Origin of the sequence: Enterobacter sp. CPE_E863 (assembly GCF_046521465.1) — a bacterium.
GTDB lineage: Bacteria > Pseudomonadota > Gammaproteobacteria > Enterobacterales > Enterobacteriaceae > Enterobacter > Enterobacter adelaidei.
Genome location: NZ_JBKFZX010000001.1, coordinates 2,188,492 through 2,212,250, shown reverse-complemented (window position 1 = coordinate 2,212,250; position 23,759 = coordinate 2,188,492). Strand labels below are relative to the sequence as shown.

Here is a 23,759-nt window from a genome sequence, read left to right as displayed (position 1 = left end):
CCTCAGTGTTTCTCAATCCACGCGCCGTAGAACGACGGGCGGCCTACCGCTTCAAAATTGACGCCTTTCAGCCACGGCGCACCGGCAAAGACCTGCGGCTCCTCGAAAATCGGAATAACGTAGGCGTTATCCAGCAGGTAGCGCTGGGCGTCCCCCGTCAGCTGCAGGCGTTTTTGCGGATCGACTTCAGCAGAAATGTTCACCAGCAGTTCATTCAGCTTGTCGTCACGGAAGTTTTTGACCTTGTCGCTGGACCCGCCTTTTTGCAGCAGCGCGTCGCGGTTAGCCGGGTAGAACATGCTTTTCACCACGTCAGGATCGGCGCGGCCCACTTCGGAGACGGTTAACGGGGTTTTCAGCGGGTCAAGGTTATCCAGCGTGCGGCTGCCTGCGTCACCGGCTTTGACGCTCAACGCCACGCCCACCTGTCGCCACTGCTGGGCAACCAGCTGCAGCACCTCTTTGTTTTGCGGCTGCGGCAAGGATTCATACACCGTCAGTGCCAGACGTTGGCCGTCTTTGGCGCGGATCCCGTCGCTGCCTGCTTTCCAGCCCGCGTCATCCAGCAGCTGGTTGGCTTTAGCCGGGTCAAAGGCCAATTTGTCGCTGAGATCGACAAAACCTGCGGCGGAATCGGCAATCACTGACTTCGCCTGCGGATAGTTGGCCGAGAAGAGGGTCTCAACCACCTGTTTTGCGTTGGTGGCATGCAGCAGCGCCTGGCGCACGCGAATATCGGAGACCAGCGGGTTATCCGGACGGAAGCTGATGCTGTCGTTCACCCCGCGCGTCGGGGCAGCATAGATCTTATAGCCCTGATCTGTAGCCTGCTTTTCGTCATATGCCTGCACCTGGCGAATAAAATCAGTCTGACCGGCCAGCAGGGCGCCCACGCGTACGCTGTCTTCCTGAGTCACGATAAACTTGATGCCATCAAGATTGGCTGGCCCCTGTTGCGCCAGATTTTTGGGACCCCACTGGTAGTCCTTACGCGCTTCCAGCGTTACTTCGCGACCCAGCTTCTCGTCCTTTACCACAAACGGGCCAGAGCCAATGATATGACGGGCATCCCCCAGCTCTTCAAAGTTGCGTTTCAGCGTGCTGAGCGAGACCAGACCCGAGCCAATGGTGGCGGTACCTTGCAGAAACCCCGGCGACGGTTTTTTGAAGTAGAACTTCACGGTCAGCGGGTCGATGACTTCGCTGCGATCGTAGTTATTGATCACTTCTGACACCGGCAGGCGCTGCGCCTTATTGCCTAAACCGTAGGTATCAAAATTTTTCGCTACGGCGTTCGCGTCCAGCGGCGTGCCGTCAGAGAAGGTGATGCCTGGGCGAATTTTAAAGGTGTATTCGGTTTTATCGGCGTTGGTGGTCCAGCTTTCTGCCACCCAGGGCTCCACCTGCAGCGTCCTGGGGTTCTGCCACGTCAGTTTGTCGGTGATCTGGTTCAGAATGCCGCCGTTCGGGTAAAAGCCACCGGCGGGCGGATAGAGGTTGGTGTGCGCCTGTTGCTCCAGATAAATCAGCGTGCCGCCTTTAACAGGCGCATCGGCGGACCAGGCTGCGGTGGTCGTCAGAATCAGCGCCGTCAGCAGCGGCAGACGAAACGGGGTTTGCATGGTGAATTCCTTTGTTATCTTCTTGTTAGCGTCGGATTCATCATCGGGCGCGGGGGAAAACAAGGGAACAAAGGAATTAAGATAAGGATTGCCGGAAAATGGCTATAAAAAAAACCGCCCCTGTCAGGAGCGGTACTTGAACGGTGGGTGATTATGAACGCAGGTCAATCACCATACGGCCACGGATCTGACCCTGTTCCATCTCTTTAAAGATGGCGTTGATGTCTTCCAGCGGACGCATCGTGACTTTCGGCACGACCTTGCCTTCTGCTGCAAACTGGAACGCTTCCTGCAGATCCTGACGGGTACCGACCAGCGAACCGACAACCTGAATACCGTCCAGCACCAGACGCGGAATATCGAGGCTCATTGCTTCCGGTGGCAGGCCAACCGCGACCACGCGGCCACCGGCACGCACGGCATCAACCGCTGAGTTGAATGCTGCTTTTGCGACGGCAGTGACGACTGCGGCATGCGCGCCGCCGGTTTTTTCCTGCACAATTTTAGCGGCATCTTCGCTGCGTGAGTTGATAGTTAAATCCGCACCCATGCTTGCCGCCAGCTTCAGCTGTTCATCGTTAACGTCAAGAGCGATGACTTTGGCGTTAAAGACGTTTTTAGCGTACTGCAGTGCGAGGTTACCCAGCCCGCCAAGACCATAAATTGCAATCCACTGGCCCGGTTTAATACCAGACACTTTTACCGCTTTGTAGGTGGTCACGCCGGCGCAGGTGATGCTGCTGGCAGCAGCCGAATCCAGACCGTCCGGCACTTTTACCGCATAATCTGCGGTGACAATGCACTCTTCCGCCATGCCGCCATCCACGGAGTAACCGGCATTTTTTACATCGCGACACAGGGTTTCGTTGCCGGTATTACAGTATTCGCAGTGACCACAGCCTTCAAAAAACCATGCCACGCTTGCGCGATCGCCGACTTTAAGCGATTTCACGCCAGGACCAACTTCTTTTACGATACCAATCCCTTCATGGCCCAGGATAACCCCGGTTTTATCGCCGAAATCACCGTTCTTCACGTGGAGATCGGTATGGCATACGCCACAGCACTCCATCTTAAGCAGGGCTTCTCCATGCTTTAACGGTCTTAACGTTTTTTCGGTGATATTGACCTGGTGATCCTGAGTGACAACAGCAGCCTTCATGTGTATCTCCTTGTTCATGATTAGAATTTGCATAGCAGGTGTAATACCCCTTAAGGATTGATACATTAGCCTGGTAATGCAAGGCTACGGCAACATAATGTCATCATTTGATTCGATTTAAGATTAAGAATACGGCGATCCCTCTAATTATTAAGGGGGAAAAGACTGGCCCGGCGAGCAACTCGCCGGGCGCAGTTTTACAGCTGTGCTTCTATCTCCTTAATCTCTTTACGCCATTGCGCCTGAAGCTGCGGCTTCTGATGCTTCGGCTTCCGTGCCAGATCGTCTTCCAGCAGCGTTTCCAGAGCGACCAGCCGTTCAAGCAGATCGTCATACGGCGAGGGTTGAACCGTCGCGGCAGCAGCGGGCGCCGCGGATGTCACTAGCCCTGCGCTTTCACGCAGACGCTCAAACACCGCTTCTGCATCGTGCCACTCGCTCAGCTTTCCTTCTTCAATCAGCCAGAAACGGTTGCAGCTTTCGCTAATTAACTGGCGGTCATGGCTGACCAGCAGAACACCACCTTCGAACTGCTGAAGGGTTTGCGCCAGCGCCTCTTTGCCTTCCATGTCCAGGTGGTTGGTGGGTTCATCCAGCATCAGCAGGCTATAGCGAGCAAGCGTCAGGCCCACGAACAACAGGCGTGAACGCTCGCCACCGCTGAGCGTGCTGACCGTTTGCACGTGACGCGCCCACGGGAAACCCGCGCTTATCAGCGCCATTTTGCGGTTCTGCGGATCCGGCGCGAAAGGCTCCAGCGCGTCGAGCAGCGTGGCGTTGTCCGGTAGCTGATTCAGCGTCTGGTCGTAATAGCCTGGCGACACGCGGGGGTGGATTTTCAGCCCGCTGTCTGCGGACTCATCGGCGAACTGTTGCCAGATAAGCCTCATTAGCGACGATTTGCCGCAGCCGTTGCGTCCGACAATCGCCACGCGATCGCCGCTTTTCAGCCGCGCCATGTCGATGTTAAACAGCTGCGGTAGCCCGGGCGCAGGCGGGACGCTGAGGTTTTCCATCTCCAGCAGACGGTCTGCCCGCAGCGCGTCGCCGCGCAGGGTTAACGTCCACTGGCTGCCTGCCGTGAGTGCCGTCTGGCTCTCCTTCAGCCGTTCGACCTGTTTTTCCATCTGTTTGGCTTTGCGGGCCAGGTCTTCGTTGTCGTAAACCTTGCCCCAGGTCGCCAGCCGCTTCGCGCTGGCGGTCACACGGTCGATCTCCTTTTGCTCCGCCTTGTGGCGCTGCGCGTCGCTTTCATCCTTTGCTTCAAGCGCCTTGCGGGCGGCCGTGCAGGGAAGGGCGAAGTAGTGCAGCGTTTTATCGCGCAGGATCCAGCTACCGTTGGTGACGGCATCCAGCAACTGTCTGTCATGCGAGACCAGCACAAAGCTGCCTGACCAGTTCTGCAAAAATTGCTCAAGCCAAAGCATGGTGGGTAAATCGAGATGGTTACTCGGTTCATCCAGCAAAAGCAGATCCGGCTCGTGAATCAATGCCCGCGCCAGCAGCAGGCGAGTGTGCTGCCCGCCGCTCAGCGTGGCGGATTGCAGCGCCATATCCTGCGGCGTGAAGCCCATGCTTGCCAGCAGCGTTTCGGCTTTCCAGCGCAGGCTGTCACGTTCAGCAGAAGGTAACTGTGCCAGCACGGCATCCAGCATGGTCAGCGGAAAAATAGCGTCCGGGAGGTGTTGTTCTACCCGTGCCATCAGGCACTGCCCGGCCAGCGAAACCGTTCCTGCGGCAGGAGCGTCAGTGCCGTCCAGTACCTTCAGCAGCGTACTTTTGCCGCAGCCGTTATCGCCCAGCAGGCCAATGCGATCGCCTTTTTTCAGCGTAAAGGATAGCGAGTCGAAGAGCGTGCCAAACGCCGTATCAACGCGTAAAGATTGTGCAGTGAGTAAAGTGCTCATTGTTGCTTACCCAAGAGTTACAGGCATGTTTATGCCTCGTCAAACATCGCTGACGATAACTCAGTAAGCCCGAGAGAAGGGATTTCAGGGGTTGGTGTCTTCGCTCAAGCAGAAGTTATCGCAGCACGATACCGATAACGCTTGAGCTGGTGCGATCACCAAATGTATGTGAAACATTGAAAATTTCACAGTACAGCATAATTGGCCTCCTTATATGTTATGAGTTTGTAATGAACTACCACTATACAACGTTTTCGAGTGTATACCAAGTAGAGGGGCAGCATTGCTGCCCTGTATTATCTTTTCCGTATAAGCAAATACAGGGCTAGTGTAAGAGCTGAGGCAATGAATGCGGCTATACTGAAAAAAGGTACAGCACAAAATCCATAATCAATTCGTCGCCATAGATTTCAAAATGCTCCGCAAAAGAGTACTGCGCATCTGGTGGAATAACTTTATATAATGTGATTAATGACAGAAATACTACGGTACACCATAGAATTACAAGGAGTACCACCTTCACTAATGGACAATCATATAGTTTCATTCTCACCACTTGTCGTTGCTCTGCGGTTAAATTAAACATTTTCTCTCTTAGTTAGAGGCGAAGCATCCTTTGCTTTCTTCGTCATCATGCACAACAACGATCGTTCCATGAATCACGATAGATAATATTACCCTCTGTATACTTCCAGGTAATCGCTTCATAACGTAATTCGAGCGTTTCAAGGTGCGTACTGCTTATACCGTTAGGAGACAGGTAGGGTGCAACTGTTGTAAACTTGACGTTTTCCAGAATGATATTGAAATACTCGGCCTCAATACCTGATTCCAGAATACGGTACATTTTAATTGTGGCCTTCTTCATGGTTCGGCCTTCACAGACAGCACGGTACAAAAGTGGTGTTGTTTGATCAAATTCCTTCACTATTGTGATAGGGCGATGGACACGCGTTCCTGTTAGTTTTCCCCAGCTTGGATCGACCGGGATAGTGACACCGTGAGAGAAGGATTTTAACTCGATAGACCCCAGACGAAGTGGCATAAGGCAACTGCCAACGATCGGTGAACCATTTTCATCTTCAAGCCATAAGTGTGCGGGTATAGACATAATATATCCTTATGCATAAATTTACGATAATGCTAACGTTTGAATCTTGCAATTTCATATATTGATAAAACAACCATCACAAACACAAAGAATAAGGGGATCAGCCAGATTGGGGCGTCAGGAAATAATGAGCCCTGAATCAAGGCGAATACTACTGTCAGCGCTGATGGGCCATAATACGAAACTAACGACCTGAACATTCGCCTGAAAAATCTTTTAATAAGATTCATCATGGTTATCGAACCATCCTGGTTATGATATCCGCAATTTCATCATCCGATGCCCATTGTGCTGTAAGCGCCTTAGCCCGCTCAAACACTGGCTCTATCAGGAAATACATCATTTCCAACTCTTGAACGTATAGCGCTGAGTAGTAAGCGGGATAAGTAATGTGAAGACGATGCGCGCTGTCTGCTGCTTTTTGGACAATGCCGTATATGCCAATAATCCCAACAACCTGTCCCGCTCTTCGCCCTGCCAGGGCACTGATTTCAAGGTTTAGATTCATGCCTGCTGCGACAAATGATGCCGTTGCTAAAGCAAACCCCACGTTTGTGAGTGAGCTTGCGGCAATATGGATATTAACAGCCATAAGCATTTGTTTGATACGTTCAAGCTGTTCTGTGGTTTTATCTTTAAATATTTCTTCGAAATAAATTTTGAACATGTCATACGCAACATTGTTATGTCGAAGAAGATAAATAACACCGTTTCTAAATCGAATGTCTTCAGCTTTTTGTTTCTTGCATACGTCCTGATATTCATCAGTAAAGCAGGACGTATAATACAGTGCGCGTGACCTGCTCCCCGTTGATTAGTACACCCCGATGTTAGTAATGTCTTCATAAGCCACATGAGGACATCCCCATGAAGAAGCGTTTTTCCGACGAACAGATCATCAGTATTCTCCGCGAAGCCGAAGCTGGGGTACCCGCCCGTGAACTCTGCCGCAAGCATGCCATTTCCGATGCCACGTTTTACACCTGGCGTAAGAAGTATGGCGGTATGGCGGTGCCTGAAGTTAAGCGCCTGAAGTCGCTTGAGGAAGAGAACGCCAGACTCAAGAAGCTGCTTGCCGAAGCCATGCTGGATAAAGAGGCGCTTCAGGTGGCTCTTGGGCGAAAGTACTGACGACAGACCAGAAGCGGGAAGCCGTGATGTTGATGTGTGATGCGACCGGTCTGTCGCAACGTCGTGCCTGCAGGCTTACAGGTTTATCCCTGTCGACCTGCCGCTATGAGGCTCACCGTCCGGCTGCTGATGCGCATTTATCAGGGCGCATCACTGAGCTGGCACTGGAGCGCAGGCGTTTTGGCTACCGTCGTATTTGGCAGTTGCTGCGCCGTGAAGGGCTTCATGTTAATCATAAGCGCGTGTACCGGCTTTATCACCTCAGTGGCCTGGGCGTAAAACGCAGAAGACGTCGTAAAGGGCTGGCAACAGAACGTCTGCCGCTGCTCCGTCCGGCGGCGCCCAATCTGACCTGGTCGATGGATTTCGTCATGGACGCACTTTCCACCGGTCGCAGGATCAAGTGTCTTACCTGCGTCGATGATTTCACAAAGGAATGCCTGACGGTCACTGTTGCCTTTGGGATTTCAGGCGTTCAGGTCACGCGTATTCTGGACAGCATTGCACTGTTTCGAGGCTATCCGGCGACGATAAGAACTGACCAGGGGCCGGAGTTCACTTGCCGTGCACTGGATCAATGGGCCTTTGAGCATGGTGTTGAGTTGCGCTTAATCCAGCCGGGCAAGCCAACGCAGAACGGATTTATTGAGAGCTTTAACGGACGATTTCGCGATGAATGTTTGAATGAGCACTGGTTCAGCGATATCGTTCATGCCAGGAAAATTATTAATGACTGGCGGCAGGATTATAACGAATGCCGCCCGCACTCCACGCTGAATTATCAGACACCGTCTGAATTTGCAGCGGGCTGGAGAAAGGGTCATTCTGAGAATGAAGATTCCGACGTTACTAACTGAGTGTTGTATCTAATCGTGGGGGCAGGTCACGCGCGTTGCACCTGCGCCGATCGTTTCAATCTGATTTGATACGGCTTTTCCTACACCCGTTAATGCGTGGTCGAGTTTTAACGCAAGAATTTTATTCGCCTGCAAGTAACTTATCACTTCATCTCTGTAGCACATGACCGCTCCTTGCTTCCCTCGCGATCTTGTACATCAACAGCGTCTTTGATATCTGCACCGCCGTCATCTTTAAGCCAAAGATATGCCGGAATTGCCATTTTAATACCCTTTTTAAATTAATGAGTTTAGTGATGTGGAACGTTACTAAACCCTTAAAAGAATTTGTTTATTAGGCAAAAAGTGTTATGTGAAAATTTTATATTTCAACGAGATATGAATTATCGTTGAATTATTGATTTTTTAAATAAGGGGTAGGGGAACGCCGTTGTAGCGGCTAAGAAAATAAAGAGAGGAGGGTGTTCACGTTCCCTCTCCCTTTTGAGGAGAGGGAACGGTTGGAACGCAGAGTTAAATCGACGTCCGGCGATAACTCCGGTATTCAGGCTTCCAGAAGTTGTCGTCGATGGCCTGTTGCAGCGCGTCGGCTGAAGTTTTCACCGCCACGCCTTGCTGCTGCGCCATTTTACCTACCGCGAACGCGATAGCGCGCGACACCTTGTGAATGTCTTTCAGCTCTGGCAGCACCAGACCTTCACCGTTGTTGACCAGCGGCGAGTAGCCTGCGAGGGTTTCGCTCGCCGACATCAGCATTTCATCGGTGATGCGAGACGCGCCGGAGGCGATTACGCCCAGACCAATGCCCGGGAAGATGTAAGAGTTGTTGCACTGGGCGATCGGATAGGTTTTATCCTTCCACACCACTGGATCGAACGGGCTGCCGGTGGCAACCAGGGCGTTACCTTCAGTCCAGGCGATGATGTCCTGCGGCGTCGCTTCCACGCGGGAGGTTGGGTTAGAGAGCGGCATCACGATAGGGCGCTCGCAGTGCTTGTGCATCTCGCGAATGATCTCTTCGGTGAAGAGGCCGGTTTGCCCGGAAACGCCGATCAAAATATCCGGCTTCACGTTGCGCACCACGTCCAGCAGGGAGAGCACTTCGTTGTCGGTATCCCAGTTTTTCAGGTTTTCGCGCTTCTGCACCAGTTTGGTCTGGAACGGCAGCAGGTTTGGCATACCGTCGGTCAGCAGGCCGAAACGGTCAACCATAAAGACGCGAGAGCGCGCCAGCTCTTCGCTTAACCCTTCACGCTGCGTCTGCGCGATAATCTGCTCGGCAATACCGCAGCCGGCAGAGCCTGCGCCGAGGAAGACAATTTTCTGATAGCTCAGCTGGCTGCCTGCCGCGCGGCTGGCGGCGATCAGCGTACCCACGGTGACCGCTGCGGTACCCTGGATGTCGTCGTTGAACGAGCAGATCTCGTCGCGATAGCGGTTCAGCAGCGGCATGGCGTTTTTCTGCGCGAAGTCCTCAAACTGCAGCAGCACGTCCGGCCAGCGGTGCTTCACGGCCTGGATGAAATCATCAACAAACTGATAGTACTCATCGTCGGTGATTCGCGGATGACGCCAGCCCATATAAAGTGGATCGTTGAGCAACTGCTGGTTGTTAGTGCCGACGTCCAGTACCACCGGCAGGGTATACGCCGGGCTGATACCACCACAGGCGGTATACAGGGAGAGTTTACCGATGGGGATCCCCATCCCGCCAATGCCCTGGTCACCGAGGCCGAGAATACGCTCGCCGTCGGTCACCACAATCACTTTGATATTGTGGTTAGGCACGTTTTGCAGAATGTCGTCCATGTTGTGACGGTTCTGATAAGAGATGAAAACGCCGCGAGAGCGACGATAGATCTCTGAGAAGCGCTCGCAAGCCGCACCCACCGTCGGGGTGTAGATCACCGGCATCATCTCTTCGAGATGGTTCTGTACCAGGCGATAGAAGAGGGTTTCGTTGGTGTCCTGAATGTTACGCAGGTAGATGTGTTTGTCGATTTCAGTTTTGAAACCCTGATACTGGATCCACGCGCGCTCTGCCTGTTCTTCAATGGTCTCAACCACTTCAGGCAGTAAACCCAGCAGGTTAAAGCTGCTGCGCTCTTCTATGCTGAAGGCGCTGCCTTTGTTAAGCAGGGGGAATTCGAGTAAAACCGGTCCGGCATAAGGGATATATAAGGAACGATGTTTTTTCAGTTTGTTGTCCATGTCACTCACTCTTTTTATGGAGATCCGTCCCTGACACTGCTGTTTGTCATCTTTCTGGCCTGTGCTACGGGATTCGGTCAGCGGTATTATAAAGGAGCTAAATATGAATTACCGCAACACATAAACAAAAACACCATCGGAAGACCGATGGTGTTGAGGTTCTGTTTCTGGAACTTACTTGCCCGCGTGGCGTTTTCTGCCGGTGGCGTGAGTGACTTGCGTTTCATGGTCGCCTTCAATCACCACTTTACGTTGGTTTGAAAGCTTGTAGTTCAGTCCCAGAATGTGGCGTGCCTGACGGTTCGATTTCATGTTAACTCCTCAATCCTGTTGATAGTTTTAAGGACCAGTTTGCTCACGCAAACGAAATGTAACCCCTTAGGTTGCACATCCAGCATAGCAGGTTTTTACATTACCACTTCATTTCGCCGGTATTCACTTTGGCGCTCAGTTCCAGTGAGCTGGCTTCTGCAAGGTTCGGCCACTGTTTTTTCATCGTGTCGATTACGCTGGCTGAGTTTTTATGTTGACCTAACGCCAGTTCGAACTGCTGAAGGTACTGACGGGTAAAGTCGATAGCCCCGGTTCCGGCTGGCGGCGTGCCGAGATAATGCCCCGGAATGACGCGCTCGGGCTTATGTGCGGCCATATCATCCAGCGTTTCTTGCCACTGCTTACGGCTCGCTGGTGTCTGGGTGTCTGCTGTCCAGACGTGAATGCCCCAGGAAACCCCGGTACCGCCAAGAATGGTTTTCGCTGACGGGATCCAGACATAAGCCGCGTAGCTGTCTGGTTGCTCAATATCAATCTTTTCCCCGTCAACCATAAACGTGGTGGAGGTAAGCACCTGCGGCACAACCAGCTCGGTTGGCGCGCCGTCTTTCATCTGTGGACCCCAGAAGGCGAGCTTGGCGTCTTTGGTGGCTTTAATATGGTCAACGACATGCTGGGTGGCTACCACTTTGGCATTCGGGAAGGCTTTTACCAGCGGCTGCAGACCGAAGTAAAAATCGGGGTCGCCAGACGTGATCACAATCTTATTCAGCGTTTTACCGCTGTGGCGAATTTTCTCTACCAGCGCTTCGCCATCTTTCACGCTGAACTGCGCATCAAACAGAACCGCTTCTTTCGGGCCGGAGACCAGCGTTGATGAGACCGCGAAAACCCTTTTTCTTGCGGGTTATAGGTATCAATGGTCAACGGTGCAGCAAAAACAGCCGGAGTGAAAAGGGTGGAAAGCAAAGCAAGGTGAGTGAGTTTCATACTGTTGTCTCTGTTGTGCAGGAAAGTCTCTATTGTACGGATATTCGCATTTGCCAGAATTCCTGAAACAAGACATGCTTAGTTTCATAAATCGAGCAAATGGAGTTTCTATGGATCGCGTTATTGCCGCTCAGGTCTACAACCGGATATGCGAGCTGGGAAGTTTGAGCGCGGCGGCCCGCGCGCTGGGGATTTCCCGACCGATGGTGAGCCGCTATCTTGAACAAATGGAGAAGTGGGCGGGAACACGGCTGGTTAACCGCTCAACGCGCAAGTTAACCCTGACCGCGGCAGGGGAAAAGGTGCTGCAAAAAACACGGACACTCTCGCAGATCTCGCAGGAAATCGAAGGTCAGTCAGAGAAAGATCTGCCGTCCGGCACGCTGCGGGTGGCCTGCGCCCATTTCACCGCTATGCACCTGATTGCGCCGGTGTTGCCCGGTCTGCTTTCGCGCTATCCGCAACTGCGCATCGAGCTGGATGTGAACAACCACCCGGTCAGCCTGGTGGGAGAGCGCATTGATGTCGCCGTGCGCATTACGGATAACCCTGAACCCGGCATGATTGCCCGTCGGCTGGGAGAATGTCGCTCGGTTCTCTGTGCCTCACCCGATTATCTTGCACTGCACGGGACGCCCGTCAGCCCCGAAGAATTAGCACAGCATAACTGCCTGCACTACAGCTTTTTCGCCGGGCAGTCCTGGCACTTTCTGACCCCGGAAGGCGAAAACCTGAGCGTGGCCGTCAGCGGCAACCTGAGCGCCAGCATCTCTTCGCTGTTGATGGATGCGGCGATAAAGCATTGTGGTATTGCGATGCTGCCGGAGCGTGAAGCGTCTGCCGCGCTGGACCAGGGCTTACTGGTGCCGGTGCTGAGCGCGCTGGAGCCGAAACCGCTTGCCATCCATGGCATTTATCAGTCCCGGGAATATCAGCCAGCTGCACTGCGCGTGTTTCTCGATGAACTGGCCGGTTATCTGGCATGATAGCCGCGAACGCTCTTGATTACTTTGCCTTTAGCCAGGGCGTGGCGGTGCTCCAGAAAATAATATCGGCCCCGAGGTACTGTTCTGCGAACTGGTCAAACTCGGCTTTGATAAAGGGCTTACCGGTCTGCGGATTTTTATAGGTCAGGGTCGGCTCCTGAACCGCCATGGCGATGAGCGGCAGCGTGTGTTTATTTTTATGGAAGAAGGGATAGGCGTTCTTCATGTGGGCCTTGCGGTTGGGAACAATGTCCGGTCCACCCAGGCCGATATTGTTAGCGCTGGCATACGCAAACAGACGCCCCATGTAGTTGTGGTCATTATCCCACTCGCACGGCCAGAAGTTCACGTATTGCACAACGTGTGATTTCTGAAAAGCCTTTCGCGCAAAGGCGAGGTTTTCCATTTCACCCGCGAAATAGCTGTCGCAGGTAAATCCGGCCGGCGGATTTTTTTCGTCGATATCAATGGCGGTTTCCGGCAGGTTTACCCCGTATACCTCGCCATCAAAGCGTTTCGCCAGGGCGGCCAGCAGCGCCTGGTAGCGCTGGCGCACGGCAGGATCCCACTGACGCGCCACCCATCCTGAACCGACTGGCTTTCCTTCGCCGGGGTTATCGAACTGCGGTGCAATCCCGCCACCATATTGCTTATCGTGCATCAGATAATCCGGCACGTAGCGGGCATTAGGCTCAAAGAAACGATCCTGAATCTGGATGAAGAGCTTTTTCCTGGCAGTCTTAAGACGCGCCAGATCCTGCTCAATGCGCGAGAAGTCATACTTGTTCTTCTCGGGTTCAAGCAAGCGCCAGTTGTAAACAATCTGCACGCCGCCGATGTCGCTTCGCGCAACAAGCGGAAACGCCGCATCGAGATCGCCGGAGCTGGTATAGATAAAGTTCTCCGGCGTTTTCGCCAGTGCAGACAGCGATAGAGCCAGTGTAGTTACGGCAACGGCCATCCTGATTTTTAGCGCCACATCATTATCCTTTTTGTTGGTGCAGCAGGTGAAAGTCCTGGAAAAGTCTGTGTTCCAGGGTGGGTCAGATGCGTAGTCTATACTTAACCCTTTGTAAGCCAAAAGGAGAGCAAGAATGACTATTCATAAGCACGGTTCGGCACACTGGTCTGGCGACATTAAGCGCGGAAAAGGAACGGTTTCCACCGAGAGCGGCGTTCTCAATCAACAGCCTTATGGTTTCAATACCCGCTTTGAGGGCGAAAAGGGGACCAACCCCGAAGAGCTGATTGGCGCAGCACATGCGACCTGTTTTTCGATGGCACTGTCGCTGATGCTTGGCGAAGCGGGCTATATCGCCGATTCCATTGATACCACCGCGGACGTCTCTCTGGATAAAACCGACGGCGGCTTTGCTATCACGAAGGTTGCCCTGAAAAGTAAGGTGACCGTCCCAGGCATCGCCCCTCAGCAGTTCGATGGCATTATTCAGAAAGCGAAAGCGGGCTGCCCGGTATCGCAGCTCCTGAAAGCCGAGATTACGCTCGACTATAAGCTTAACTAAGTCCCAGTCGGGTTCGCGCCCGGCTCTTCCTCTCGCGCGTTCCTGGCGCTGGATTTACAGGGACGGGGGATCCGCAAATCTAATCCAGATTCCGCCAGCAGCGAACGTTCCGGCCCTCATGTGAGGGCTGTAACGGTTGCGGATGTTCACATCCCTCCATTGCCATCGGGCAGCGATCACGGAAAAAACAGCCAACCGGCAAATGACGGTTTCCGGGAAGTTCAGTCTTACGCAGCGCCAGCCCCTCATCCAGCGGTTGACCTGTTCTGGGAACGGAGTCAAGCAGCAGCCGGGTGTAAGGATGGCGCGGCTCCCCCAACACCTGTGCGGCACTACCCAGTTCAACAATCTGACCCAGATACATTACTGCCACGCGGTCGCTCATATGCCTGACCACCGAAACGTTATGGGAGATCAAAACAAAGGTCAGATTACGCTGCTGTTGCAGTTTTACCAGCAGGTTGAGGATTTGCGCCTGCACCGAGATATCCAGCGCGCTGGTGGGTTCATCGAGCACTATAATATCGGGATCGGACGATAGCGCCCGGGCGATGGCAATGCGCTGACGTTGTCCACCGGAAAAGGCGTGCGGGAGTCGGTCGAGATACTCCGGGCGAATACCTACCAGCAGTGCCAGGTTTTCAGCCAGCTGGCGGCGCTCGCGCTCGCTGCTGCGTTTTTGCACCCACACCGGCTCGGTGATAATGCGCCAGACCGGTAGACGCGGGTCGAGTGAGGAGAGCGGGTCCTGGAAAACCATCTGCATGCCGCCCGCGTGCTGTGTCCGCTGGCAGGCGCCGGTGCTGGGTTTAAGCATGCCCATCAACAGTTGTGCCAGCGTGCTTTTCCCACAGCCGGACTCACCGACTATACCCAGTGTTTCTCCCCGGCGGATCTGTAAATCAAGCCCGTTGAGGGCATGTACCTGTTCCGTTACGCGGCCAAGCCAGTTTTTGCGTGCCGGAAAATTCACGTACACGCTATCCAGTTCCAGCAGTACATCAGACATGGTGTTGCTCCCGTTGTGGATACCAGCAGGCAGCCTGTTGGCCTTCTGCTCCATTGGGTTGTAAGCGCGGTGTTTCACTGCATTTCGCCCCGGCGGCAAAGCAACGCTCGCGGAAAGCGCATCCTTGCGGAAGCTGGCTGAGGTTGGGTACTGTGCCGGGGATCGCCGGAAGCATGTCGCGCGGCTGACCATTTTCCGGTGCACACTGCAACAGACCAATAGAATAAGGGTGTACGGGATGGTGGATCAGCGTTTGCGTGGATCCGCTTTCTATCACGCTACCCGCGTACATCACATACATGCGATCGCAGAGTTGCGACACCACGGCCATATCGTGGCTAATAAACAGCACCGAGGTGCCGCTGGCGCGTGCTTTGTGTTTCAGTAGCCGGAGCACCTGTAACTGAACGGTGACATCCAGTGCCGTGGTGGGTTCGTCGGCGATGATAAGTTCAGGCTCGCAGGAGAAGGCAAGGGCGATCATCACCCGCTGGCGCATGCCGCCTGATAGCTCGAACGGATAGCGTTCCATGACCTGTTTCGCGTCCGGGATTTGCATCTCCTCCAGCAGAGTAATCGCCTTCTGCTGCGCCTCACCCCGCGAAAGCGGCTGGTGCTGGCGGATAACCTCCACCATCTGTTTGCCAATCCGCCGCGTCGGGTTGAGTGCAGTCATCGGCTCCTGAAAAATCATCGCCACTTTAGCGCCTCGCCACTGGCGAAGCTGTTGCTCGGATGCCGTCAGGACATTTTCACCCAATAGCCTCACCTGACCGTGATGAATATGGTAGCTGCCTTCCGGCAGCAGGCGCATAGCCAGCATGGCGGTAACCGATTTTCCCGAACCCGACTCACCAACAACGCCAACGATTTCACCTCGTTTGATCTCCAGCGAGACGTTGTTGAGGGCATGGACCTCACCGCGAAAAATCGGGAAGCTCAGATGTAAATCTTCAATGGTTAATACCGATTCGGTCATGACTGTTTCCCTCCCGATTTCGGATCCAGCAGATCGCGGATACCGTCACCAAACAGATTAAAGCCCACGGCAGTAATCAAAATGGCTGCACCAGGAAAGGCACAGTACCACCACTGGTCGAGGACGTAGTTACGGCCAACGGCCACCATTGCGCCCCATTCGGCGGTCGGTTGCTGAGCACCCAAACCAATAAAGCCCAGCGTGGCGGCCATCAGAATGGCGCTACCGATATCCAGTGAGGCCTGCACAATCAGCGGTGGCAGGGCATTGCGCAGGATATGCCAGCGGATTAAATGCCAGCGCGATGCGCCAAACGTGCGGGCGGCCTGGACATAGGTAAACTGGCGCACCACCAGCGTTTGTCCGCGCGCCAGGCGGACGTAAAACGGAATGCGGACAATCGCAATCGCCAGCATGGCGTTAAATAGGCTCGGGCCCAGTGCGGCTGCCAGTGCCATGGTGAGTACCAGGGAGGGAATAGAGAGCATAATGTCCATCACCCGCATGATGATGGCGTCGCCGCGCCCGCCCAGAACACCGGACAAACAGCCCAGCAGCGAGCCAATCCCTCCTGCAATAACCACAACGGCCAGCCCGGCGGTAATGGATTGCTGACTGCCCGTCAGTACGCGGCTGAACAGATCGCGGCCCACTTCGTCAGTGCCAAACCAGTGTTGCGCCGACGGTGCCTGCAGGCGGGCGGTCAGATCCAGCGCGTTCGGGTCGTGCGGCACTATCCACGGTGAGGTCACCATCAGAAGCAGCATGGCTATCATAATGACGCCACCGACGATCGTGAGCGGGCTTTGACGCAGCATCCAGAAGAGCTTTGCCCAGTTGATGCGTTGTCTCACGGTTTTAACCGGTACGGGCGTTTCCTGCGTTAACATCATTCGGCACCTCCGCGCCCGATTCGCGGGTCGATCCACAGGTAAAGCAGATCGACCACCAGATTAACCAGCACGTAGGCCAGCGAGACGACGACCGCGAAGCCCATCACCGCCGGGAAATCCAGCGCCTGGATGGACGTCACCACCCAGGCCCCCATTCCGGGCCAGGCGAAGACGGTCTCGGTGAGCACGGCACCGTAAAGCAGATCGCCCAGCGCCAGCCCGAGTACGGTAATTGACGGGATCATGGCGTTTGGTAAGGCATAGCGCAGCACGATGTACCAGCCTGGCAACCCGCTGGCGCGGGCGGTACGAATGTAATCCTCGCTCAACTGCTCAAGCATGGCCGAGCGTACCTGCCGCGCCACAATGCCCAGATGCACAAACGCCAGCGTCAGTGAGGGTAAAATCAGATGCTGCAGGGTGTTCAAAAACACCTCTGCGTTGCCTTCAAGCAGGGAATCGATCAGATAAAACCCGGTGACATGAGCTGGCGGGTCAAGCCAGTCGTCCAGCCGACCGCCACCGGGAAGAATTTGCAGATGACCATAGAACAGCACAATGACGCCCAGCCCGAGCCAGAATGCGGGGGTGGAGATCCCGGTCATTGCCATCAACCGCACCAGATGATCCAGCCAGCGGTTACGATACACCGCCGATAAAATCCCCAGCGGCACCCCAATCACCAGGGCCAGCAGCAGGGAACAAAAAGCCAGTTCCAGCGTAGCGGGGAAAAAGGCTTTTAAATCTTCCGCAACCGGACGCCCGGTGCGAATCGACGTCCCTAAATCACCATGGGCGAGAGCCTCCACGTAGCGGCCAAACTGGATATACAGCGGTTGGTCCAGTCCCAGCTGCTGGCGAATGCCCTGTACAATTTCGTCGCTGGCGCGGTCACCGGCCAGCAGACGGGCCGGATCGCCGGGGATCATGTGTGAAATAATAAAAGTAATAATACAGACACCGGCCACCACCAGGAGTAACCCCCAGCAGCGCTGGCGCACAATGCTCCAGAACGTCATACACTTTCCCCCGGCGAGAACCGTTACTTACTCATGGTGGCGATGTTGAACACCTGCTCGAGCATCGGATTAAAGGTGAAGCCTTTAACGTCTTTGTTCATCGCCAGCTGGTAATTCTTCTGGAACAGATACACGTAGGCGGCTTCGTCGATCACCACTTTTTGCGCCTGCTGGTAGTCTTTGGTGCGCTCCGCCTGATCGGTGGTTTTCAGCGCGGCCTGCAGGAGCGAATCCACCTCTTTGTTCTCATAGAACGAACGGTTGCCTGGCAGCCCTTTTTTGTCCGATTCGAACCAGTAGTTCATGAACATATACGGGTCGGCAAAGTCCGGGCTCCAGTTGCCGATGGCAATGTCATAATCACCTTTACCGACACGGTCGCGCATGGTGGCGTTTGCCAGTTTTTCCAGCTTGACGTTAATGCCGAGTTTGCCGAGGCTGGCCTGGGTAGAGAGTGCGATAGGCTCCCAGTTCGGGTCGTTGTCCGAGTAGAGGAAGGTCAGGCTGGCCGGTTTGTCTTTCACCTTCTCCAGCGCGGTTTTGGCTTTGGCCTCGTCAAAACTGTACTGCATGGCCGTCGCGTCAAAGCCCCACATGCCGTCCGGGATCGGGCCACGCATCTGCTTGCCATTTCCGCTCAGAATGCCTTTCACCATTCCCTGATAATCCGTCGCCCAGGAGACGGCACGGCGTAAATCCACCTGATTAAGCGGTGCCTTACTGTTGTTAAGATACAGGTAGGTCACGCGCAAAGAGGGGTATTCTGCGACGGCCACTTTGCCTTCCTGTTTCAGTGCGGCCAGCTGGTCAACCGGCAGAGAGTCAGCAATATCCAGATCGCCACGGGAAAGCTGCAGTCGGCGGGAGGCGCTCTCACCGATTATTTTCACGGACACGCGTTTAAAGTGCGGTTTATCACCCTGCCAGTGGGGATTTGGCACCAGCACCAGTTGCTGACCTTTCTGCCAGCTTTTCAGCATAAACGGGCCTGATCCAGCGGTGTTTTGCGCCAGAAAACCGCGCGCATCGTCCGCCGCATTGGCTTTCAACACCGCCGGGTTAATGATGGAGGCACCGTCGTTCGCCAGCGTGTAGAGGAACGGGGCAAACGGCTGACTGAGCGTGAATTTCACCGTATGGTCATCAACGGCATCAATTTTCAGGTCTTTCGGGAAGGCTTCAGACGGCCCCTGGCTGAGTTTCAGCAGGCGTTCGAACGAGAGCTTGACCGCTTCGGCGGTGACCGGCGTGCCGTCGGAGAATTTCGCGTTGTCCGTCAGGGTAAAGGTCCACTCTTTTTGGTCGTCGGAGGCTTTCCATACTGTTGACAGATCGCCTTCCACTTCGGTTGTACCGGGCTTGTATTTCACCAGTCGTTGATAGGACGGATAGGTGACGGTCCAGTCGTTGTTATCAATCGTTACGGCAGGATCGAGCGTTTGCGGGTCAGCTGCTTTACCGATCACCAGCATGTCTTTCGGGACGGAAGCCAGCGCCAGCGGGGCGCTCAGTGCCAGCGTGGCGGCAATTACGGTCGTGAGAAGCGTTGTTTTCATGGCAGTGCTCCAGGTTCAAAGAGGGGGGTGCGTCAATGGAAAACAGGCAAAACGGTCGTCAAGCAGCGGATAGCTGGCGGCATTCGGCAGTTCGAAATGCCACCATTCGCTGCTGATCCCCACAAAACCGCCGCCGAACATGATGGCGTTCAGCAGCAGACGGTTGCGCTGTGCGTGCGGTGGCACGGAGGGATGATACGGATGCGAGCGGTCATGCATTTCGTCAAAACCGGCACCCATATCCAGCACGGTGTTATGTTCATCCATCAGCGTGACGTCGATAGCCGTACCGCGGCTGTGATTGGAGCCAATCGCCACATCCACCACATATTCCGGGTTTGGGCAGGCATCCCACAGCTGGGCCTGCGCCTGTTGCGGTCGATAGGCGTCGTACACCACCAGTTTCAACCCGGCCAGCGTGGCAATACCGATGGCTTTCGCCAGTGCGGTGGCCGCGTCGGTATGCAGCAGGCACTGTGCTTCCTGATAGATCGGGCGACCAGTGATGTTGTCGGCGGTGGCGTACTTCAGATCGATGTGCAGCGTGGGAAACGCTTTCGCCACATCAATCAGTTCACTCTCTTCGGGCATAGCTCCGCTCCTTTAGCGTTCGAATTGGCCAAACTCTTGTTGTAATTGTCGGTTTACGGCCAGGCGCGCCGGAAGCGCGTCACCTAACGCTTCCACCACGCCCGACAGCAGCAGGTTGAACAGACAGCTCACGGGGGCAAGTGAATCCCAGAAATGGCCGGTATCGGTTTTCACTTGCAGTAAATCAATCTGATAATCGCGTGCCCACGGACACCAGATATCAGTGATCAAGGCCAGGGGGATCTGTTTCTCACTTGCAACACGGCAGTACTGCCGAGCGACAGCGGAGTAGGTACGGGTATCTGTCAGCACCACATAGGGATGAGAAAACCCTGAGTTCAGAGATTCAACCCAGCTCCCGGATGCCCCCTCGGAATAGCTGACGCCCGGGCGGAGATACTCGAGGTGGCTGAAGAAAGCGTTGGCTATCCCGCGGGTCGACTGAATTCCCAGCACAAAAACGGCCTCCGCGTGAGCCAACTGATGCACCACCTGGCGGAAGGTGTCCGTTTGCGCCAACTGATACACCTGCGTGATGGCATCCACTTCCAGCGACAAAGCGTGCTGAAGGCGATTGGGCAGGGGGCGCTGCTGCTGCCAGGAGTCCAGACGCTCATTCATGCCCCAGGGCTGGTAAGGGTCGCGCAGGCTTTTCTTGGCGTCTTCCAGGTTACGATACCCCAGCTTGCGCAGGAAGCGTCCGACGGTGATGCCGCTGGTACCGGTCGCCAGACCGACGCTCTCTGCCGTTTCAAACGGAATTTGCGCGGTGTGCGCCAGTAGCCAGCTGCCAACCCGTTTTTCGCTGGGCGTCAGTTGGCTGAAGGTCGCTTCGATACGGCTCAACATCTCGGGTTTTGTCGTCATAGCGCCTCGCTGTTAACAGGCTGTCAGTCGCCAGAATTGTGTTACCTGATTAACAATGCATGACGCGTGCCAGAGTCACAGGGCAGTGAGAACCTGCTGCGACACAAACTTCATGCAATATTTAATTAACCAATGATCAACATTTGTGCAGCCTAGTTCACTTTTGGTGCACTGGCTGAGCGGGCAGGTATGAATTTGTTGAATACGTCAGCTTCTTCACATTTTTGATAAGATATAAACACAGTGAAAATAAAAGGGATCCCGGCATGGCGAATTTGTCCTGGCGTGTCAGCGTGCGCCTGATGTCTCTCGCAAAAAAAATAGCGATGGTAGCGGGGATCGTCCTGGTCGTGCTGCTTGCTGTGCGGGCGTATCTGTCTCAGCAGGGGCCGGAACTGCACCCCTGGCATACCTGGCGGGCAGATGAGATGTCCGTGCGCGAGCTGGACAAAGCCGATTTTTCCGGGTATCAGGCCCGGGAAAAGGCGATTTTCACCGATCTGGATAACGCGGTGACGGCGAAAACAGCGGGCGAGGAACAAACCCCGTTAAACCGTTATTACCGCCAGAGCCTGGTGTGGCCCGGTCAGTTTTCACCAGATGCCAACCGTTCATTTGTGCTGATGCCTGCCGGAAAGCCGCGCGGTGCGGTGGTGTTGCTGCACGGATTGACGGACTCACCTTACAGTGTAAGACACCTGGCTTTGCATTATCAGCAGCACGGGTTTGTGGCAGTGGTACCGCGGCTACCCGGACACGGCACCGCGCCCGGCGCGCTGACGGACGTTGACTGGGAGATGTGGCTGGCGGCAACGCGCCTTGCTGTGCGGGAAGCCACGCGTCTGGCGGGAGAGAGTGCGCCACTCCATCTGGTGGGGTACTCCAACGGCGGGGCGCTGGCGATGAAATATACCCTTGATGCGCTGGATTCCACTTCACTTCATCGACCGCAGCAGGTGGTACTGCTTTCACCGATGATTGGCGTGACGGCCTTTGCGCGGTTTGCCGGTTTCGCCGGGTTACCGGCGCTGCTGCCGGCGTTTGCCAAAGCGGCGTGGCTGAATATCTCGCCGGAATATAATCCGTATAAATACAACTCGTTCCCGGTAAATGCTGCCCGCCAGTCGTGGCTGTTGACGAAGACCCTTCAGGAGCAGATTGGCCGCGCGGCGCGGGAACACAAACTGGGGCAGTTGCCGCCGGTTCTGGCGTTTCAGTCAGTGATGGATTCCACGGTCAGTACCCGCGCGGTGGTAACCGGGTTATTTGATCAGCTTCCGGAGAACGGCAGTGAACTGGTTATGTTTGATATCAACCAGGCGGCAAGTTTCCGTCCTTTGTTTAAGCCGTCATCCTGGACGGCGGCCTCGTCGCTGCTGCCCGTCGAACAGAGGCGTTACAGTGTCACGATTATCACCAATGCCAGCGAGCACAGTTTCTCGACGGTGGCGAAAATAACCCCGGCAGGCAGCACCCATGAGACAGTCGTACCGCTTGCACAGTCCTGGCCGCAGGATGTCTACTCCCTGTCGCATATTGCCGTGCCGTTCCCGCCGGATGACGATCTGTATGGCCGCGAACCTGGCGTGAAAAACCACTATGGCATTAGCCTGGGGACGATTGCGCTCTGGGGAGAAACGTCCGTGTTGAGCGTCGGAAAAGAGGCGCTCATGCGAGTCACCTCGAACCCGTTCTACGACTACATGCTGGAGAGGATCGGCGGCCGGATCGGGGATCAATAACCGTAAAGAACCCTTGTGGCGTGAATATGTTAGGTCGCACTGATTAATTATGATAAACAGTAGGTTCAAGGCACCTTTCTCTCTCATTGGAACCCGCTCTTGTGCTGACAACGCTCATTTACCGAAGCCAGTTGAATTTATCCCACCCGTCCACCGAACTGCGGGAGCTGGTGGAGCGGGCCAGGGGCCGCAACACAAAACTGGATATTACCGGCGTCCTCCTGGCTAAAGGGAGTGATGTTATGCAAATCCTAGAAGGGTCGGAAGAGAGTGTGGTCAAATTGTTCCACACCATCCGTGAGGATAAACGGCACAGTGGTGTGGTTGAACTGATGCGGGACTACGGCCCGCGCAGACGGTTCGAAAATGTCGGTATGCTGCTCTTCGACCTGCAGATCCAGTCGGCGAAAGACGTGCTACAGTCGGTACTGCGTTACAGCAAGCTGGACAGCTATCTCGCCTCTGATGATCGGGTATTCAAATTTATCCAGAGGTTTATTACAGATCAGCGACCGTCCTCGTCTGGGGAACGTTACGACCCGACAAAATGGACGCTCTCACCGGAGACATTACCGTTTGGTGATAGCCTGGGCCTGCTGGCTAACCAATCTTGCCAGTTTGCGCTCCAGCCCATTGTTGAGCCCTCCGAAGGGAAGATTAGTTCACTTGAAGCCCTCATTCGCGGTAATGATGGCGGCAGTCCGGAGCATTTTTTCAGCTCCCTCGACCCGGACAAAATCTACGAAATTGACCTTCAGACGAAAGTCTATGCCTTTGCGCTGGCTGAAAAGCTCGGTATTGGTAACCATAAAATTGCGGTAAATCTGTTACCGATGTCGCTGGTCAATGTTCCTGGCGCCGTGGCATTTCTGGCGGATCAAATTAAAAAACACGGGCTTAAACCGGAGCAGGTTGTCATTGAAGTCACTGAAAACGAGATGATTTCCGGCTTCAACCAGTTTAATAGCGCCATTAAACAACTTCGTGCTGAAGGCATTGGCCTGGCGATTGACGATTTTGGTTCCGGCTATGCGGGGCTTTCGCTGCTGACCCGGTTCCAGCCGGATAAAATTAAAATTGACCGGGAAATTGTCAGCAATATTCATCTTAGCGGCCCGAAACAGGCGATCGTGCGCTCGATTGTCAGCTGTTGCTCCGACCTCGAAATCACCCTGGTGGCGGAAGGGATCGAGAAAATGGAGGAGTGGTGCTGGCTTGAATCAGCCGGGATCCGCCGTTTCCAGGGCTTTCTGTTTGCCCGTCCACAGCTTAATGGCGTAGGCGATATTCACTGGCCGCATCTGGTGCGTTAAGCCAATTTTCCACCCTC

Annotated in this window: 20 protein-coding genes and 3 pseudogenes; 5 read left to right on the top strand and 18 right to left on the bottom strand. The window is 54.6% G+C overall.

The window, feature by feature from the left end; genetic code table 11:
• Nucleotides 1–2 precede the first annotated feature (2 nt).
• The 5 genes and pseudogenes from ACLHV8_RS10890 to ACLHV8_RS10870 form a co-directional block, all read right to left on the bottom strand.
• Nucleotides 3–1,622: a TIGR04028 family ABC transporter substrate-binding protein gene (locus ACLHV8_RS10890; protein ID WP_208594953.1), complete on the bottom strand. Its 1,620-nt coding sequence runs from the start codon at nucleotides 1,620–1,622 to the stop codon at nucleotides 3–5.
• 151 nt (nucleotides 1,623–1,773) lie between these two features.
• On the bottom strand, nucleotides 1,774–2,784 hold the full coding sequence (gene adhP / locus ACLHV8_RS10885; protein WP_049006495.1) for an alcohol dehydrogenase AdhP: 1,011 nt from the start codon (nucleotides 2,782–2,784) through the stop codon (nucleotides 1,774–1,776).
• 197 nt (nucleotides 2,785–2,981) lie between these two features.
• Nucleotides 2,982–4,691 carry an ABC-F family ATP-binding cassette domain-containing protein gene (locus tag ACLHV8_RS10880; protein ID WP_208594952.1) on the bottom strand — a complete coding sequence of 570 codons (1,710 nt, stop codon included), beginning with the start codon at nucleotides 4,689–4,691 and terminating at the stop codon, nucleotides 2,982–2,984.
• A gap of 631 nt (nucleotides 4,692–5,322) precedes the next feature.
• Nucleotides 5,323–5,802, bottom strand: a complete 480-nt coding sequence (locus ACLHV8_RS10875; RefSeq protein WP_049006491.1) for an Hcp family type VI secretion system effector — start codon at nucleotides 5,800–5,802, stop codon at nucleotides 5,323–5,325.
• Nucleotides 5,803–6,037: 235 nt separating this feature from the next.
• A pseudogene (locus tag ACLHV8_RS10870) lies at nucleotides 6,038–6,598 on the bottom strand (hypothetical protein); the annotation flags it as partial.
• Nucleotides 6,599–6,669: 71 nt separating this feature from the next.
• On the opposite strand from ACLHV8_RS10870, the gene ACLHV8_RS10865 reads away from it, so the two are divergent.
• A protein-coding gene (locus tag ACLHV8_RS10865; RefSeq protein ID WP_121528277.1) for an IS3-like element ISSen4 family transposase occupies nucleotides 6,670–7,790 on the top strand; the annotation gives its coding sequence in 2 pieces (ribosomal slippage) (nucleotides 6,670–6,928 and nucleotides 6,928–7,790; 1,122 coding nt in all).
• 9 nt (nucleotides 7,791–7,799) lie between these two features.
• Here the strand turns inward: ACLHV8_RS10865 and ACLHV8_RS10860 are convergent.
• The 5 genes and pseudogenes from ACLHV8_RS10860 to ACLHV8_RS10840 form a co-directional block, all read right to left on the bottom strand.
• Nucleotides 7,800–7,955: a hypothetical protein gene (locus ACLHV8_RS10860; RefSeq protein WP_410377053.1), complete on the bottom strand. Its 156-nt coding sequence runs from the start codon at nucleotides 7,953–7,955 to the stop codon at nucleotides 7,800–7,802.
• 5 nt (nucleotides 7,956–7,960) lie between these two features.
• Nucleotides 7,961–8,053 (bottom strand): annotated as a pseudogene (locus ACLHV8_RS10855) (type VI secretion system tube protein Hcp); the annotation flags it as partial.
• Nucleotides 8,054–8,303: 250 nt separating this feature from the next.
• Nucleotides 8,304–10,001 (bottom strand): NAD-dependent malic enzyme, encoded by a 1,698-nt coding sequence (locus tag ACLHV8_RS10850; protein WP_028018933.1) that lies wholly within the window; start codon nucleotides 9,999–10,001, stop codon nucleotides 8,304–8,306.
• A gap of 174 nt (nucleotides 10,002–10,175) precedes the next feature.
• The gene (sra, locus tag ACLHV8_RS10845; protein WP_008501714.1) at nucleotides 10,176–10,313 is read right to left on the bottom strand and encodes a stationary-phase-induced ribosome-associated protein; all 138 of its coding nucleotides are present in this window, start codon (nucleotides 10,311–10,313) and stop codon (nucleotides 10,176–10,178) included.
• A 100-nt stretch (nucleotides 10,314–10,413) separates the two neighbouring features.
• Nucleotides 10,414–11,264 (bottom strand): annotated as a pseudogene (locus tag ACLHV8_RS10840) (Vmh family MBL fold metallo-hydrolase).
• Between the two features lie 110 nt (nucleotides 11,265–11,374).
• Between ACLHV8_RS10840 and ACLHV8_RS10835 the strand changes: the two are divergent.
• On the top strand, nucleotides 11,375–12,250 hold the full coding sequence (locus ACLHV8_RS10835) for a LysR family transcriptional regulator (protein ID WP_128347673.1): 876 nt from the start codon (nucleotides 11,375–11,377) through the stop codon (nucleotides 12,248–12,250).
• Between the two features lie 19 nt (nucleotides 12,251–12,269).
• Here the strand turns inward: ACLHV8_RS10835 and ACLHV8_RS10830 are convergent, their stop codons facing one another.
• A complete protein-coding gene (locus ACLHV8_RS10830) occupies nucleotides 12,270–13,211 on the bottom strand; it encodes a hypothetical protein (RefSeq protein ID WP_244250127.1) in 942 nt (313 codons plus the stop codon).
• A gap of 133 nt (nucleotides 13,212–13,344) precedes the next feature.
• Between ACLHV8_RS10830 and ACLHV8_RS10825 the strand changes: the two genes are divergently transcribed.
• Nucleotides 13,345–13,773: an OsmC family protein gene (locus ACLHV8_RS10825; protein WP_208594950.1), complete on the top strand. Its 429-nt coding sequence runs from the start codon at nucleotides 13,345–13,347 to the stop codon at nucleotides 13,771–13,773.
• A 79-nt stretch (nucleotides 13,774–13,852) separates the two neighbouring features.
• Here ACLHV8_RS10825 and ACLHV8_RS10820 read toward each other — a convergent pair whose 3' ends face one another.
• From ACLHV8_RS10820 to ACLHV8_RS10790, 7 genes are read right to left on the bottom strand one after another with little or no spacing between them, the layout of a single operon-like run.
• Entirely contained in the window at nucleotides 13,853–14,782 is a 930-nt protein-coding gene (locus ACLHV8_RS10820; RefSeq protein ID WP_208594949.1) for an ABC transporter ATP-binding protein, read from the bottom strand.
• A complete protein-coding gene (locus tag ACLHV8_RS10815; RefSeq protein ID WP_028018940.1) occupies nucleotides 14,775–15,761 on the bottom strand; it encodes an ABC transporter ATP-binding protein in 987 nt (328 codons plus the stop codon). The genes ACLHV8_RS10820 and ACLHV8_RS10815 overlap by 8 nt, the downstream gene beginning before the upstream one ends.
• On the bottom strand, nucleotides 15,758–16,654 hold the full coding sequence (gene ddpC / locus ACLHV8_RS10810; protein ID WP_049006481.1) for a D,D-dipeptide ABC transporter permease: 897 nt from the start codon (nucleotides 16,652–16,654) through the stop codon (nucleotides 15,758–15,760). The genes ACLHV8_RS10815 and ddpC overlap by 4 nt, the downstream gene beginning before the upstream one ends.
• Nucleotides 16,651–17,673, bottom strand: a complete 1,023-nt coding sequence (locus ACLHV8_RS10805; RefSeq protein ID WP_128347677.1) for an ABC transporter permease — start codon at nucleotides 17,671–17,673, stop codon at nucleotides 16,651–16,653. The genes ddpC and ACLHV8_RS10805 overlap by 4 nt, the downstream gene beginning before the upstream one ends.
• A 23-nt stretch (nucleotides 17,674–17,696) precedes the next feature.
• Complete coding sequence (locus ACLHV8_RS10800; protein WP_208594948.1) at nucleotides 17,697–19,229, bottom strand: ABC transporter substrate-binding protein; 1,533 nt, start codon at nucleotides 19,227–19,229, stop codon at nucleotides 17,697–17,699.
• Between the two features lie 15 nt (nucleotides 19,230–19,244).
• Nucleotides 19,245–19,820, bottom strand: a complete 576-nt coding sequence (gene ddpX, locus ACLHV8_RS10795) for a D-alanyl-D-alanine dipeptidase (RefSeq protein ID WP_208594947.1) — start codon at nucleotides 19,818–19,820, stop codon at nucleotides 19,245–19,247.
• Nucleotides 19,821–19,832: 12 nt separating this feature from the next.
• Complete coding sequence (locus ACLHV8_RS10790) at nucleotides 19,833–20,687, bottom strand: MurR/RpiR family transcriptional regulator (protein ID WP_208594946.1); 855 nt, start codon at nucleotides 20,685–20,687, stop codon at nucleotides 19,833–19,835.
• Nucleotides 20,688–20,953: 266 nt separating this feature from the next.
• Between ACLHV8_RS10790 and ACLHV8_RS10785 the strand changes: the two genes are divergently transcribed.
• Nucleotides 20,954–22,429, top strand: coding sequence for an alpha/beta hydrolase (locus ACLHV8_RS10785; RefSeq protein WP_208594945.1), 1,476 nt, complete (start codon nucleotides 20,954–20,956; stop codon nucleotides 22,427–22,429).
• A 101-nt stretch (nucleotides 22,430–22,530) separates the two neighbouring features.
• Nucleotides 22,531–23,742 carry a diguanylate phosphodiesterase gene (locus tag ACLHV8_RS10780; RefSeq protein ID WP_208594944.1) on the top strand — a complete coding sequence of 404 codons (1,212 nt, stop codon included), beginning with the start codon at nucleotides 22,531–22,533 and terminating at the stop codon, nucleotides 23,740–23,742.
• Nucleotides 23,743–23,759: the final 17 nt, after the last annotated feature.